Here is a 13,951-nt window from a genome sequence, read left to right as displayed (position 1 = left end):
GGATTGATCCGTTACCAATATGACGAAAACGCCCTTAGCATTACAGAGCAAAAGAATGAGAACGATATTGAATTTATTATCAAGATTAAGGATGAAGATCAGTATCTTCAGGCGATCCGGCAGGTTCGGGCAGATTTTGACCATAATGACATCCATACGGATGCCTTGTTCTATACGCATCCGGATCACGAATACCAAGTGATTGTAAGGAAAGAATATTACATTGATTTCATTTTGTGTCTGTTTAAGCACCAGTTGGTCAAAAGCCTCACCTGGTCGTAAACTCTTTCCTCCCAGAACAAAGAGTCCCTTCTTCCGCAAAAGAAGGGACTCTTCTTATTCTTCTGAACTCTCCAGGCAGGCGGGCAGTGTATTCAAGCCCATCTCCTGTGCCACATGATACTGGGCAATGCCTTTGCGCAACAGATATTTCCCATTCTCCATCCTGCGGACAAGAATCGGGTCCGGTTGTTCGCCGTTGCGAATTCTGTTTTTCAATTGTTTCAGTTTCTCATCGCTGACATAATATCCCGCAAAAACTGCAGGCAGAATTACCGATTCCACCGGCACCCGGACTATGTCCTGCGGCGGAACGTCGTTTTGCTGATGCAATCCGGAAGCAATGTCTGATTGCAAGATACCGCTTCCCGCTTCAATGACGTGCAGTTTCTCTTTAATCGATTGAATTTCTTTGCGGATCTGAGAGATTTCGCTGCGAAGGCTTTCCAACGCCTGGTCGTCCGGCAAGCGCTGGCTTTCCACCAGTCTGCGATACTCCATTCGGCCAGCATCTGCCAGGTTTTCAAGCAAAATAAAATAGGGACTTCCCCTCCTGCCGCCGCCTTCGGCCCTCAGCTTGCCGTCAATTATATCCTTTCGGACTACCTGGGGTGACAGCCCTGTACGCAAGGCCAATTCACTCACGCTGAACTTTCCGGTATCCCGTTCGTTTGTCATAAGCCCCAAGGTTCCATCCTGTGTCACCCTTCGAGCAAGTTGTTGGTATTGGAGCCGGTCTGAATTCTCCAAGTCTTTGATCCGAATTCGTGTGGGGTTTCCTCTCCCCCGTTTCCCCGGAGCGGCGATGGGGAGCCTGCCGGCCTTGATGTCTAGACGAATCGTTGCTGTGGATACACCGGATAACCGGGCCAACTCGTGAATCGTAACAAACTCCAAGTCCACTCCCCCCCATTTTAATATTTTATTCTAAATATATGATTTTTTTAAAAATTTGTCTATCTTTTTCCCCTATGATATCATCCCTCTTGAATCCAAGGGAAAGCAGGACGTATGATGAAGAAGAATCGCGGTTGGCTGGAGTTTACAATTCCGAAAGAGTTGGACGGTGCTTTTCTGCAAGATATATTGACCGGTCCTATGCGGATTTCACGGCGTATGATTCAGAAACTGACCCGCAGCAAAGGGATCCTATATAATGGGAAGCCCACCTTTTTGAAACGGCAGGTAAAATCCGGACATGTGGTCCAGGTGGCAACGGAAGTTACCACCCGTCAATCCTTGCAACCGGAGCAAATCCCCTTTCCTGTATTGTTTGAAGATGACACGATACTGGTCGTGGACAAACCGTCCGGCATCAACGTACATCCGATTCACCCGGGACAATCCGGGACTCTTGCCAATGGTATTGCATGGCATTGGCAGCAACAAGGACTGCAGTTGCCTGTGCGACCCATTCACCGGTTGGATCGGGACACATCGGGAATTCTGATTGTGGGAAAATCGGCCTATTCCCATCAGCACCTGGACCGCCAATTGCGGGAAGGACAGCTGGACAGGGTGTATGTGGCTTTGGTGGAGGGTGAACCGGAAGAGGATACGGGGACACTGAAGTACCCTATTGGAAAGAATCCTCGTACCCCCTCCAAAAGAAAAGTCAGGGAGGACGGTGATCCCGCCGTCACACATTATAAGGTCCTGGAAAGACTGGGGCCGATCAGCTTGCTTGAATTGTCTCTGGAAACCGGGAGAACTCACCAGATTCGGGTTCACCTGGCACACTTCGGGTATCCGGTGCTGGGAGACCGTCAATATGGGAAAGCCTCTCCCTTGATCAAACGACAGGCCCTCCATGCCCTTCGCTTGTCGTTTACACACCCGGGAACCGGCGAAAGCATGGAACTGGAAGCTCCATTGCCGGAAGACATGCAGTCGGCAATGGAGAGGGTTCGAAATCTTTAGATGGCTCCCTAAAGATGGTTTGCAAACCATTCACTTGTCTTGGAAACCATATCCGGTACCACCTCATGCCCCACACCCGGGTATTCGATCATTTCGACTCGCCCGTTATTCCGGTACATGGTTTTCAATTCCGCAACAAATTCACGGACCTCCGCAACAGGGATCAACGGGTCCTCAGAGCCGTTTAGCATCAACAGGGAGCGGGGAGGGATGCGTTTTCGGTCCAACAGCGAGTCCAGATAAGAGGCAGCAGGCCACATTACCTTGGGCCACCTGTGATGACGGGCAAACTTTCTGGCACTGTCCATGGTCAACAGCGCTACACCCGTTTTGATCTCCGGGTGGTTGGCCAACGCGCCAAGGGTCACGGCTCCCCCCATTGAGACTCCCGTGATGCCGATTCGAGTTGCATCATATCGCTCGTCGCTTTTGACAAATTCGAGCAGGGTTCCCACATCCTTGAGACATTTCACAAGAATCGGGAACAACTTGTGCACAGAGTTCAAAGACACACCCTTTCCGCCGGATGCCCGTTCTCCATGCCGGGGAGCATCGGGAATCAAAACGGCAGCTCCCTGACCGGCAAAACTTTCCGCATAAGGAAGCAAGGATTCCTTGTTCTTCCCCAGCCCATGCAGAGCAATGACCACCGGGTTACGCGACGCCTTCCCATCCTGCACCCTGTAAACCGGTATATCACGGATCATGATTTTGTCGACATGAATCATTCGATTCTCCTCCGTAGCCAATACTCGTATTGACTACTTTGCCCCGAGGCCGCATGGGCCATTCATGGCAAGAAAAAAGGCCTTCCTTAAGCAGAAAGGCACCCTGTGTTCCAATTACTTTTGAAGTTTTCGCACATAAATCCGCATCCCATGCTTCAGTGAACAGTGCTCTTCCACCTGACAGCCGACAGGGTCCACAGCATACAGTTCCCTGCGATCCAACAGTTTGATCAGGTCCGGATCGCGATGTGACAGATAGGCACGGATCGCTTGTGCCACTTGGGTATGTATCGGCAGAGTTACGGCAGTTTCATCCACAAATACAGTTACCTCGTTCATAGTGGCCGATCTTTACTCCTTCCTGGTATGGAATGAAGTCCCATTCTTCCCCAGTATGACCCTGCCAGTACCTGTTCATGCTGTAGAATCTGCATTTGTTTCAACCGTAAAACCTGCTCCGGGTTTCAATAAAGAAACATGCAGTTCCTCCTTCCTGAGACCTTAAACCGACTATACATGAAATCGTGACAAATGCCCAGAGCACGGCATAGAATGCTCCAAGGCGCAACAGATAAGGGTGTGTCTTGAAGCTTTTTTACTATTACAAGAGGTGATCGGGCATGTGTGGTATCACAGGCTGGATAGATTGGACTAAGAATCTGACTTTGCAGAAAACCGTATTGGAAGCAATGACTGCCGCATTGCGTTTTCGGGGTCCGGATGCGGAAGGATATTACATTACGCCCCGCGCCGCTTTGGGCCATCGCCGTTTGACTGTTGTGGATCCGGTGGGGGGCACACAGCCGATGACCAGGCACCGCGGTGATTCCCAATTCACAATTATCTATAACGGTGAATTGTACAATACGGAAGACCTCAGGAAGGAGCTGATAGCCCGCGGACATTCCTTCCGCTCCCATTCTGATACGGAGGTGCTGCTGACTTCCTATATGGAGTGGGGACCTGAATGTGTGGAACGACTGAACGGAATTTTTGCTTTTGCCATCTGGAGCGAACCGCAGCAGCAACTGTTTCTTGCCCGTGACCGGTTGGGGGTAAAACCGCTTTTTTATATGGAACAAATCGGATCCTTTCTGTTTGGGTCAGAGCTGAAAGCCTTGCTCGCCCATCCATCTGTGGAAGCAACGATAGACGCGGAAGGTTTGGCTGAGGTCTTCGCACTCGGACCTTCCCGCACACCGGGACATGGGGTCTACAGAGGAATCAAAGAGCTGCGGCCCGGCTGCTGCATGATGGTTGATGTCCATGGCACCCGTATCCGTCAGTACTGGAAACTGGAAAGCCGCCCCCATGAAGAGGATCTGGATGCCACCGTAAGCAAACTTCGAGAACTGTTGATCGACTCGATCGAGCGGCAGTTGGTATCGGATGTGCCAATTGGCACCCTGCTGTCAGGCGGGCTCGATTCAAGTGTTATCACCGCAGTGGCAGCCCTCGCTTTTCAACGGGATGGCCTGGGAAAACTGGACACTTACAGTATTGATTACGTTGACAATGACTTGCATTTCAGGGCCCATGAGTTTCAGCCCAATTCGGATGCCCCCTGGATCAAAAGAGTAGCCGAACACTTTGGCACAAAGCATCACTCCGTCTATGTCGACACTCCTGAACTGGTTGAAGCTCTTACCACAGCGGTTGCAGCCAGGGATTTACCAGGTCAGGTGGATGTGGATTCCTCCCTTTATCTGTTTGCCAGTGAAATTAAAAAAGAAACAACAGTGGTTCTGTCCGGCGAGTGCGCGGATGAATTGTTTGGGGGATATCCGTGGTTTCACAGGGAAGATGCCATGAACAGCAATACGTTCCCCTGGCTTCGCAAAACACGGGAAAGGGCCAGTCTGTTAAAGCCGGAGCTTGTGCACTATATTCAGCCGGAGGATTACGTCACCAGGAGGTATGAAGAAACACTGGCGGAAGTTCCCCGCCTGCCGGGAGAGAATCCGTTGGATGCCCGCAGGAGGGAAATGTTCTACCTCAACATCTGTTGGTTTATGGCTCAATTGCTCGATCGGAAAGACCGGATGACAATGGCTGCAGGCCTGGAGGGACGTGTTCCCTATTGTGATCACCGGCTGGTTGAATACGTCTGGAATATTCCTTGGGAAATGAAAAGCTGTGACGGCAGGGAAAAGGGGATTATCCGTCGGGCGATGAGAGGCATTCTGCCGGAAGATGTACTTTATCGGAGGAAGAGCCCTTACCCTAAAACCCATAACCCGGCTTACACAAGAGCAGTCAGAAACTGGTTGTCGGAGATTCTGGAGGATCCCGCCTCCCCTCTCCTGCAATTGATTGACGAAGGCGCAGTACGCTCACTTCTGCAAGCCGATGCGGACACCACCCACCTTCCCTGGTACGGACAACTGATGAGCGTTCCGCAAATGTACGCCTACCTGGCGCAGGTTAACTATTGGCTGAAGGAGTATAGAGTACGAATCGTATGATTTATAAAAAAGACCTTTCCGCATCACGGATAACAAGCTCGCTGCATCCGCGGGAAGGTCTGTTTGTTTGCGCTTAGTGGGGATTGTCCATCCGGGTTATGGGTTTCCGTCCCAAAAACCCTTCATGCAATCCGTGCCAGTATTGAATTTTGTGCGGTTCTCCAAGTTTCCAGCACAGACATGCCTCTTGTCCGTCCATAATGGTATAAAAATCAATCAGGCCCAAGTCCACATTTTTAATTTCGGCACCATACTCCTGCACTTTGGCGATCAGGCTGTTGGCATGCATCACCAGAAACTCGATTCCCGCCTCTTCCGCAAAGAACGCATCCGGTGCGGCTAAACCTACGAAGAGCGATTTGGCAGTTTGCAGTTCCTGGTTCTTTCTGGTGATTTCCTGTTTCAGGTTTTGCAGGTTGAGGAGAAGAGGTTCAATCAAAGGCAATTGCCGATTGGCTTCCTCCACCGTAAAATAGCGTTTCATCAGCAGCTCCCTCCCTTCTCCCATCATACCACTACATCACTTTCTTGCGAACCCATGCACCCACAGCATCGATCAACAAGACCAGAATCATGATCACAATAATTTCCGTCAGGACGGCAGGGTATTCAAATACTTTGAAATCGATAAACAACATGTTTCCGATTCCCCCGGCACCAATAACGCCAAGAATCAGAGAAGTCCGTATTCCCACTTCCAGCCTGTAAAAATACTGGGAAAGCACGTTGGGGAGAATTTCCGGAACAATCGCGAATCCAATTGTATGAACTTTGTTTCCGCCCACTGCGATAATCGCTTCTTGTGTTTCTTTATCAGACGCCTCCACGAGTTCCGAAATCAGTTTTCCCAGCACCCCGATATTGTGAAGGAAAATGGCTATCACACCGGCAACCGGTCCCAGTCCCACTGTGACAACAAACAACAATCCCCAGACAATTTCCGGGACAGAACGCACAAAGCTGAAAATGCTGCGCAGGATCCCGGATAGTCCTTTCGGCCCCGTGTTACGAGCAAGCAAAAAACTGCAGGGGAAAGCGACTACCAAGGCATAGAATGTCCCTGTCAAGGCGATCTGCAACGTAACAACCGATTGCTCAATTGCCTCCTTCAGAACACTCGTGTCTGGAGGAAAGAACCGCAGCATAAATTGAAATGTTTTTCCTATATCCAAAAAATCCTCCGGGTTGAGTCCCACTCCCACCGTTGCCCAGCCCATAATCAGAAGAAGTGCGGCGAACAGAATCTTTCGCCGCACCGTTCGATGCTTCGGTTCCATGCAACCACCGCCGTCTACTTCTTCAGACGTCCTTCCGATTCTGCCACTTTCCGGATCGCCTCAAAGTCTTCGTTCTTCGTTACCACAAACCCGTCTGCCGCAAACGCATCGAGAATCTCTTTATCCTTGAGCGCAACAAACGCGTCCTGGAGTTTCTTCACAGTGTCGTCGCTTACGTCCTTATTGACTGCGAACGGATACTGGAAGAGTTCCTCCGATTTCCAGATGATTTTGTAGTCTTCTTTCTTGATTTCGCCTTTGGCGATCAGCTTGTCAAAGTATGCGGAGTCAATGGCTCCTGCGTCATACTTTTTGGCCTGTATGGATTTAGCCGTGATATCATGCGAGCCCGTGTAGGCCAGTTCCTTGAATTTGTGGGTGTTTCTGTCCGTAAAGACACCCTGCCTGCGCAACTCGGCTCCAGGCACAAGAGAACCGGAAGTGGAGTTGATATCACCGAAGGCAAACTTCAGTTCCTTAGAGTTCTTGACAAGGTCATCCAGCGTGTTCAACTTGGAATCAGCCGGTGTGATGATGTAAGAGTAGTAGAATGGCTTTCCACCGTTGGTTGTACGAACCACCACCGGTTTCGCACCGCTTTGGTGATGGGCAATCACATAGGTGAGCGGTCCCAGATAGGCCAGCTGGATTTTTCCGGCATTCAGTGCCTCCACCACGCCATTGTAGTCAGGATAATCCTTCACCACCACATTTTGTCCGATTTTTTCAGACAGATACTGCTGCAGCTTCTCCTTGGAGCTGCCGGAGAACTTGGCTTCCGCCGGGATGATCCCCACAAGGAACTCTTTCTTATTCTCTGCCGCCGGCGGCGTTGCCGTTCCGTTCTTGTTATCCTGCGGCTTGGACGCACTGCCGCACGCGGCCACCACCAGTGACATGATCAAAGTAACAACCAGTACCAAAATTCTACTGCGTTTCATGGTCACTCTCCTATTGATCCAGAATGTACAGGTCAAAATATAAAAAGATTATACAACCTATTACTTCTGGTATGCAACATGATATTTTCGTTATCCTAGCGGGATATACGGAATTGCACCCGCTTGTCGTCGATTCTCCGTGATAAGATAGCTCATGATGGTTAATGCTCCCTGCAACTTTCGAATGCCACGGAGATCAGTAAAATAATGATGTGGACAGCAAACAACCAGGAAGCCGTCAACATGCCCATGGCCACCCCTATTCGGTGGGAAACTTGTCGGGACAGACCTAAAAACGGTCAATATCTTCATGGGTTTGGTTTGACTGGCGTTCTCCGGCATCCTTTCCAAGAACTATGTCTTGAGTTCCCTGTCCTGATTTGGTATATTGATATTTGTCCAATTATAACAGTGGAGAGGACAATATATACGGAGGCGGATGGGGTACTGGTGTCCCTCCCGGTCTTCAAAACCGAGCGTGAGGCATGGGATGTCTCAGGTGGGTTCGATTCCCACACGCTTCCGCCATTTTTCCTTTTCAAATCAAGAATTATTTAGATTCAAACGAGTATCAACGAGAAAGAAATCGGGGAAAAACAAACTCATCCAGGCGTACGGTCTTTCGGGGGAAAATTACCGTAGACCGGAGACCTGTTGTCAAAAAGAACGTTTACTCCGAAAACACTCTGTTCACAGGAAACAACCACCAAAGGGTTATTACCATTTGGGAGGTTGTTTTTTCATGTTTCCGAAAACACATCGAAAACTCAAGCGAAGCAACATTTCAACGGAGCGCTTTCATGAGGGTCTTACGATCATCGAAGCGTTCCAACAGTTCATTCGTGTTAAGGAAATTGAAGGGTTGGCTCCTCGGACACTTGACGACCACCGAACATTTTTCCGCTATTTCTTAGAGTGGTTGGGACAAGATGCTTTCATCAGAGAAATCGATATTACCATCATCCGGGACTACATCCATTACATGCTGCATGAAAAAGGGCTTTCGAACATGACGATAAATGTGCGTATTCGACCCCTTAAGGCATTTCTGCGGTTTTGTTACAAAGAAGGCATGCTGGAGTTTCCGCTTCACGAGCAAATCAAGATCTTGAAGGTCGAAGAAGACAAAATCGAATCCCTCACGATCGAGGAAATCAAACGGCTCCTCGACCAAATTGATACAAGTACATATGTTGGACTTCGTGACTATACGATGATTTGTCTGCTCCTTGAAACGGGCATACGCATCAATGAATTGCTTCATATGAAAGTCAACCATGTAAACTTTCGAACTCTTTTGATAGATATCCCCGCAGAAAATGCAAAATCCCGAAAGTATCGCCAGATTCCGATAACAAAGAAAATCGCTCGGTTGCTTGCGGAATTGATGGATGAAAACACAGATTTCGATACCGATTATGTTTTTGTTTCGTATGAAGGAAAACCCTTTACGGTGGGACATTGGAGACGGAAACTTGCAGAATACGGCAAAAAGGCGGGCATCACTTCAAAAAGGGTGTCTCCACATACCTTTCGACATACCTTTGCCCTGCTTTACATTCTGAACGGCGGTGACCCCTTTTCTCTACAACGGATCCTTGGGCACTCTTCCATGTACATGGTCAGAAAGTACATTCATATGGCTCCTGGGGATATCAAGAGTCAGCACGAAAAGTACTCCCCATTTTCAAGGATAAAAATCTAGACAAAAAATTTTTTCTCGAAAAATTTGAAATTGCGTCCGTATGCGTTTATAATTTTGAAGTAGAAGTTGTCCCAAGATACCCCTCACCTCCTTTATGGCCACAACCAACATCAAAACCGGTTGTGAGTTTACACATATTTGGAGGTATCCACCATGAACAATCAATCATCTGTAAGTATGAAAGGTATTTCTGAGGTGAGTGGGCTACTATGCAATTCAACTCCCTCCACTGGGGTCAAAATGATCGCCCAAAATATTCGTCAGGCGACAGAACTGCTAGACGATGCAATGCGGGAGGCATATTCCGCGAGGGAGCATCATTTTGGGGCCATTCTTGAAATGATCCTCCATCAACTCAGTTACGCAGAGGATTGTGCAAAGTACAAACTGAATTCGTAAAAATATAGCCAATCCTGGGGGTATACCAGGATTGGCTGCTTTTCAATCAATGATTTTTCACAGATGTTTGGGTCAATAAACTTGTACGAACACACGTTTCGAAGTATAATGAAATTAACATAACCTTCCTCTCTTAACCTCCGTATCACGGAGGTTCTTGAATACCCTCGTTTTCACCGTTTCACCAAAATCTTCAGTTTTTGCTTCTTGGATTTTCCACATTCTGCATTCACTTGATTCGATGAACGATCCTCATTTACTCCTGTATTTTCCATTCACGTCTGTATATTTTCGTGAAAACGTTGGCCGCTTGGCTCAACTGAGACCATTTTCGGTTCTCTTTATTGCATTCCGAACAAAATAAAAAGAGCACGGGTCGATAGGTTCTGGAAAACCTATCGATCTGACGCCGACCCCTACCCGGCACCAGGCGCTTATGCGCTTCCGCAGCATCTTCAATATTAGTATACCAAAATGTTGCTGGATGCGCAAGTTTTCTTGGATAAACCTTGGCCTGCTGCTTGAATTGGGTGGCAGGCCTTTTTGCTTTGTTTGGGGTGCTCCTAAAATAAGGAGGACCAACAAAGTGTTGTCAGCAAGAGAATTAAATGCTCTGCAGAAGCAGAGAGACCACGCCGCAACGGCATTGCGGCATATCCGGTTCCACCACGGAAACAGCGACGGCTACATCGCGCTGTTCAAGATCGAGAAGCACAGAAAAAAGGGAAAAGAAAAAAAGAACCACCGCCAATTCCACTACAAGTTGGAGGACATCACTGTGGATCTGCTCCAGAAGTGGGTCGGTAACGACTTCTATTTTTCAATGAATGACTTTTACAGAATCGGCCGTACAGCCACGAACTTGAAGGAGTTCCGAGCACTCTACGTGGATCTGGATTGCTACAAGAAAAACCTGACACCGAAAAAGGTTCTCAAAATACTTGAGAATGAGTTCTTCGGAAAACAGGTTCCCGAACCCTCCTACAATATCCTCTCGGGTCGTGGCATCCAATTGGTGTGGCTTTTGGAGCCCATCCCCTTTTTCAAGCGTGAAGTTTGGGATCAAGTCGAACAATTCCTGCACAAACTCTTTGACGAATTTGGCTCCGACCCCGCCGTCCTCGAACCATCACGGGTCTTTCGGTGCGATGGAGGAATCAACTCCAAAAACCAGGAAGAAGTTGTTGTGGAATATCGGAACGAGCGACGCTATTCGATTTGGGAATTCGTCGACGAGTATTTACCCCCAACTCCCCCAAAATCACCAAAGCGCCCCCAATCAAGATGTTTCTCCTCCTCGGAAAAGAAAAAAAAACCCCCATCGTTCGACCAACCAAAGATTCACCATCGTTTTCATAACCTCCACAGTTTGAATTACAGTCGTGTCAAGGATTTGGAAACCCTGCTCTCCATGCGCAACGGGTACCTTTTTAACTGCCGTGCGATATTTCTTTTTGTCTACGGATATCACTTTCTCTGCAATTCCGGCGACCAAGAAGCCACTTTCCAAGCAATCAAGGAAATGAACACCCGACTCATGGAACCGCTTCATGATTGGGAGGTGTTGGGTGCCTTCAAAGGTGCGCTTCGAGGTTGGAATCGCTTGCAAGATAAGACATTAAATACGTTGGCCCAGCAAAATGGATTTCAAGCCGCAGGGTACAATTACACAAACGAAACTCTAATAAGAATGCTCTCCATCACTGCAGACGAACAGAAACACCTGCAGACCATAATCAGTCGTGAGGAGGTAAGACGGCGGAATACCAAGTTTCAGTCAGAGAAACGCCGCCAAAGGGGAGTCCGGCCAATGGAACAATATCAGCATGAACGCAAAGAACGATTTAAAGATAGACTGGAAGAATTACGCCATCTTCTTGCCGAACATGAAAATACATCAAACCGCAAACTGGCTGATTTGATGGGGCTTTCACACACCCACATCCGCAAACTGAGGTCTCAACTCTCCACCTCTAACGAAAGTGGAAACTGATGTGTCATATTAAATCAGGGGGAGAGGGTAGGGGGGTCCTCTCCCAGGGTTTTCTGTCTCCTACCTCTGCCGTTCAGCCAATGCCCCCGATTCTCTTTCCTGATCCGAAACCGGGCCAGGGAGGCGGTGGTTGTGGCGGTGTTGGTCCTTTCACCGAGCCTATGGTTTTGTTTCCGAGAGAGGGGGCAGGTGTAACATACGGTCATTTTTGATTGCGAACGTTGGAAGTTGTTTCCCCTTTTCCTTCCCGCCTTTGGCGTTTGTTGATGTTCGTGCCCAGCCCGTCTGAAAATTCTCAATCAACCACTCGTTCTTGTGGGGCTGGGCCATCCTTTCATGACCTTTTACCGTACTTCTAGAAAGTCGGTTCAGAGTAACCAGAGAGGCAATCTGGTATACTTGAATCGTGAGAGGAGGGGCTTGTATGATGCGTTGCGAGAATTGCGGACATCCGGTTGTGAGGCAGGTCGGCAATTGTTCCTTAGAGCGTGAGGGCATTTCCTGCCTGCTGGTCGGGACTCCTTTTTACTTCTGAATTTTTTGCGGGGAGATGAAATTACCGGAAGAAGTTGAAACACTTCTGGAATCGTGTCTCGTAGAGAAAAAGCGCTTTCCCAATTCGCCACCGCATCTCTACATCCATGTGGAGGAAGCCCTGAAGGATGTGAAACATGACTGAATCTCCTGAATACTGTGTAGATGAACGGACTTCAAGGAGAGTTCGATCCACTTTAACAATTTAACCCATTAAAGCCCTTGGAAAACGCACACGTCAAAAATTTTTTTCATTCCGTTTCATTCCGATGTCCCACATCTTTCCGGCTGGATCGTGGACTATTCCGTTATTCATTTAATTTTTCCAATATTCCGATTTTACAAGCATGGCCGACTTTGTTATCCTTGGGGTCGACAACTTAGTTAAGGAAGTGATGATCGTTGTCCATCAAGGAGTTTCTAAAGTTACCACCCAAAGAAATTGGGAACGTCCACCCCTCTTTTTTTACCAAGGTCAGGGGTGAAGACTTCAAAAAGTTATCGACTGAGCAGTTGTTTGCTCTGACACCCGAGCAGGTTACGGCCCTTAATCCTGGAGTTCTCCAAAAGTTGTCGCCAAGGCAACTGAATGAATGGCTTCCATTAGCACACCCTGATATCAAGCCTCATATTGAGCAAGCACTACCAAAAGCAGAAAAACTGGAAAAGAAACAGCATTCCAAGTCCAGATTGAGAAAAGAGTCAGGGTTTGTGACCAATGATGTTCTTCTTGCTGATGTTGTGGCAGCGAAACTGGATATCTCAGTGCGATTCCTACTTCAACTATCAGATTTCGGTGAGTTCACCATGTTTAAGGTGGCTGGAACATGGGTATGTGATAAGCCAAGCCTTATGGATTATCTCAATCGTCAGCGTGTTGCAGGTGCTTTCTTTGATAATAAAGGAAATCCCTTATGGCGAAATGGTGACTTGGTTCGTGTTCCCCTGGAACCATTGACCGACATTCCGGTGCTCTATCCCGTTGAAAATTTTGCGGAGCAGGTTAACTGCGACAAGAGAACTTTCGTGCGTAAATGCAATGAAGGGTATTATGACTATTTCCGAATCGGATCACATTTGAAGATGTCAGAAGATGACTTTAATCGCTCTCTTGCCCGGAAACAGAATCCGGAGAATTATGATGTAAGTGAAAGGAACCCTCTCTCTGTCCGGGAAAAGATTGACAGGACGATCAAAAAGGTCTGGAATGAGGACATAAGGCGTGAGTGTCAAATGGGAACGATCAACTCTGAGAGCATTTTGCGTTGTCTCTGGTATTACTATTTGAGACTTCGGTTGACTGATCCATATATCCGTGAAAGTGGGATTGTGATCGACTCCGAATATCATTTTGAAAGAAATCGGATTGACCTAGTCGTTCGGCAAGGAGACAAGCCTCTCGCGGCAATCGAACTGAAACATATAAAAACAGGTTTTCAAAGTGCGTACAAGAGTGCCACTCTCAACGCAGAAAAATATGCACGTGCCTGGAAGTTTGAAGATTGTCAGTTCCATCTCTGCTTCATCATTCAGGAACTCCGAAATATGTCTTCCAAGGATGTGGATTTCTACGCCACCGACGTTTCGAATGAGTGGGCACAAGGAAAACTCACGAAAATGATGCTAGTCTTAATAGTAGACACAGATTTTAGAGATCACAATGGATAGGTAGATTGTTTTTTGGGATGTAGCCCCGTAGTGAGCCTGACC

The 13,951-nt window shown here is 48.0% G+C and carries 13 protein-coding genes and 1 tRNA gene; 8 read left to right on the top strand and 6 right to left on the bottom strand.

Going from position 1 to position 13,951, the window contains the following annotated elements; translation table 11 throughout:
- Positions 1–3 precede the first annotated feature (3 nt).
- Entirely contained in the window at positions 4–282 is a 279-nt protein-coding gene (locus EFBL_RS08070) for a hypothetical protein (RefSeq protein ID WP_096181636.1), read from the top strand.
- Between the two features lie 54 nt (positions 283–336).
- On the opposite strand, the gene EFBL_RS08065 is transcribed toward EFBL_RS08070, so the two are convergent.
- On the bottom strand, positions 337–1,176 hold the full coding sequence (locus EFBL_RS08065) for a ParB N-terminal domain-containing protein (RefSeq protein WP_096181635.1): 840 nt from the start codon (positions 1,174–1,176) through the stop codon (positions 337–339).
- 117 nt (positions 1,177–1,293) lie between these two features.
- Here EFBL_RS08065 and EFBL_RS08060 point away from each other — a divergent pair, with 117 nt between their 5' ends.
- Positions 1,294–2,199 (top strand): RluA family pseudouridine synthase, encoded by a 906-nt coding sequence (locus tag EFBL_RS08060; protein WP_165912672.1) that lies wholly within the window; start codon positions 1,294–1,296, stop codon positions 2,197–2,199.
- A gap of 8 nt (positions 2,200–2,207) precedes the next feature.
- Here the strand turns inward: EFBL_RS08060 and EFBL_RS08055 are convergent, their stop codons facing one another.
- On the bottom strand, positions 2,208–2,927 hold the full coding sequence (locus EFBL_RS08055; protein ID WP_096181633.1) for an alpha/beta hydrolase family protein: 720 nt from the start codon (positions 2,925–2,927) through the stop codon (positions 2,208–2,210).
- Between the two features lie 114 nt (positions 2,928–3,041).
- A complete protein-coding gene (locus EFBL_RS08050) occupies positions 3,042–3,266 on the bottom strand; it encodes a hypothetical protein (RefSeq protein WP_096181632.1) in 225 nt (74 codons plus the stop codon).
- A 281-nt stretch (positions 3,267–3,547) separates the two neighbouring features.
- On the opposite strand from EFBL_RS08050, the gene asnB reads away from it, so the two are divergent.
- Positions 3,548–5,392: an asparagine synthase (glutamine-hydrolyzing) gene (gene asnB, locus EFBL_RS08045; protein ID WP_096181631.1), complete on the top strand. Its 1,845-nt coding sequence runs from the start codon at positions 3,548–3,550 to the stop codon at positions 5,390–5,392.
- Positions 5,393–5,465: 73 nt separating this feature from the next.
- Here asnB and EFBL_RS08040 read toward each other — a convergent pair whose 3' ends face one another.
- From EFBL_RS08040 to phnD, 3 genes are read right to left on the bottom strand one after another with little or no spacing between them, the layout of a single operon-like run.
- A complete protein-coding gene (locus EFBL_RS08040; RefSeq protein WP_165912671.1) occupies positions 5,466–5,876 on the bottom strand; it encodes a DUF2203 domain-containing protein in 411 nt (136 codons plus the stop codon).
- A 31-nt stretch (positions 5,877–5,907) separates the two neighbouring features.
- On the bottom strand, positions 5,908–6,669 hold the full coding sequence (gene phnE, locus EFBL_RS08035; protein WP_096181629.1) for a phosphonate ABC transporter, permease protein PhnE: 762 nt from the start codon (positions 6,667–6,669) through the stop codon (positions 5,908–5,910).
- 14 nt (positions 6,670–6,683) lie between these two features.
- A complete protein-coding gene (gene phnD, locus EFBL_RS08030) occupies positions 6,684–7,610 on the bottom strand; it encodes a phosphate/phosphite/phosphonate ABC transporter substrate-binding protein (protein WP_096181628.1) in 927 nt (308 codons plus the stop codon).
- A 431-nt stretch (positions 7,611–8,041) separates the two neighbouring features.
- Between phnD and EFBL_RS20275 the strand changes: the two genes are divergently transcribed.
- The 5 genes from EFBL_RS20275 (at position 8,042) to EFBL_RS08005 (ending at position 13,909) form a co-directional block, all read left to right on the top strand.
- A tRNA-Sec gene (locus EFBL_RS20275) sits at positions 8,042–8,138 on the top strand.
- A 214-nt stretch (positions 8,139–8,352) separates the two neighbouring features.
- On the top strand, positions 8,353–9,315 hold the full coding sequence (locus tag EFBL_RS08025; protein WP_165912670.1) for a tyrosine-type recombinase/integrase: 963 nt from the start codon (positions 8,353–8,355) through the stop codon (positions 9,313–9,315).
- Between the two features lie 153 nt (positions 9,316–9,468).
- Positions 9,469–9,714, top strand: a complete 246-nt coding sequence (locus tag EFBL_RS08020) for a hypothetical protein (protein ID WP_096181626.1) — start codon at positions 9,469–9,471, stop codon at positions 9,712–9,714.
- Positions 9,715–10,300: 586 nt separating this feature from the next.
- Complete coding sequence (locus EFBL_RS08015; RefSeq protein ID WP_096181625.1) at positions 10,301–11,707, top strand: hypothetical protein; 1,407 nt, start codon at positions 10,301–10,303, stop codon at positions 11,705–11,707.
- 936 nt (positions 11,708–12,643) lie between these two features.
- The gene (locus tag EFBL_RS08005; RefSeq protein ID WP_096181623.1) at positions 12,644–13,909 is read left to right on the top strand and encodes a hypothetical protein; all 1,266 of its coding nucleotides are present in this window, start codon (positions 12,644–12,646) and stop codon (positions 13,907–13,909) included.
- Positions 13,910–13,951 lie beyond the last annotated feature (42 nt).

The organism is Effusibacillus lacus, from assembly GCF_002335525.1.
GTDB lineage: Bacteria > Bacillota > Bacilli > Tumebacillales > Effusibacillaceae > Effusibacillus > Effusibacillus lacus.
The sequence above is the reverse complement of the archived record's forward strand: the minus strand, read 5'-3'. Positions and strand labels throughout refer to the sequence as shown.

Excerpts from the sequence above, each read along its gene's own strand:
- phnE (WP_096181629.1), bottom strand. The coding sequence starts at position 6,669 with ATGGAACCGAAGCATCGAACGGTGCGGCGAAAGATTCTGTTCGCCGCA.
- EFBL_RS08060 (WP_165912672.1), top strand. The coding sequence starts at position 1,294 with ATGAAGAAGAATCGCGGTTGGCTGGAGTTTACAATTCCGAAAGAGTTG.
- EFBL_RS08025 (WP_165912670.1), top strand. The coding sequence starts at position 8,353 with ATGTTTCCGAAAACACATCGAAAACTCAAGCGAAGCAACATTTCAACG.
- EFBL_RS08040 (WP_165912671.1), bottom strand. The coding sequence starts at position 5,876 with ATGAAACGCTATTTTACGGTGGAGGAAGCCAATCGGCAATTGCCTTTG.
- EFBL_RS08050 (WP_096181632.1), bottom strand. The coding sequence starts at position 3,266 with ATGAACGAGGTAACTGTATTTGTGGATGAAACTGCCGTAACTCTGCCG.
- EFBL_RS08020 (WP_096181626.1), top strand. The coding sequence starts at position 9,469 with ATGAACAATCAATCATCTGTAAGTATGAAAGGTATTTCTGAGGTGAGT.
- phnD (WP_096181628.1), bottom strand. The coding sequence starts at position 7,610 with ATGAAACGCAGTAGAATTTTGGTACTGGTTGTTACTTTGATCATGTCA.
- asnB (WP_096181631.1), top strand. The coding sequence starts at position 3,548 with ATGTGTGGTATCACAGGCTGGATAGATTGGACTAAGAATCTGACTTTG.
- EFBL_RS08055 (WP_096181633.1), bottom strand. The coding sequence starts at position 2,927 with ATGATTCATGTCGACAAAATCATGATCCGTGATATACCGGTTTACAGG.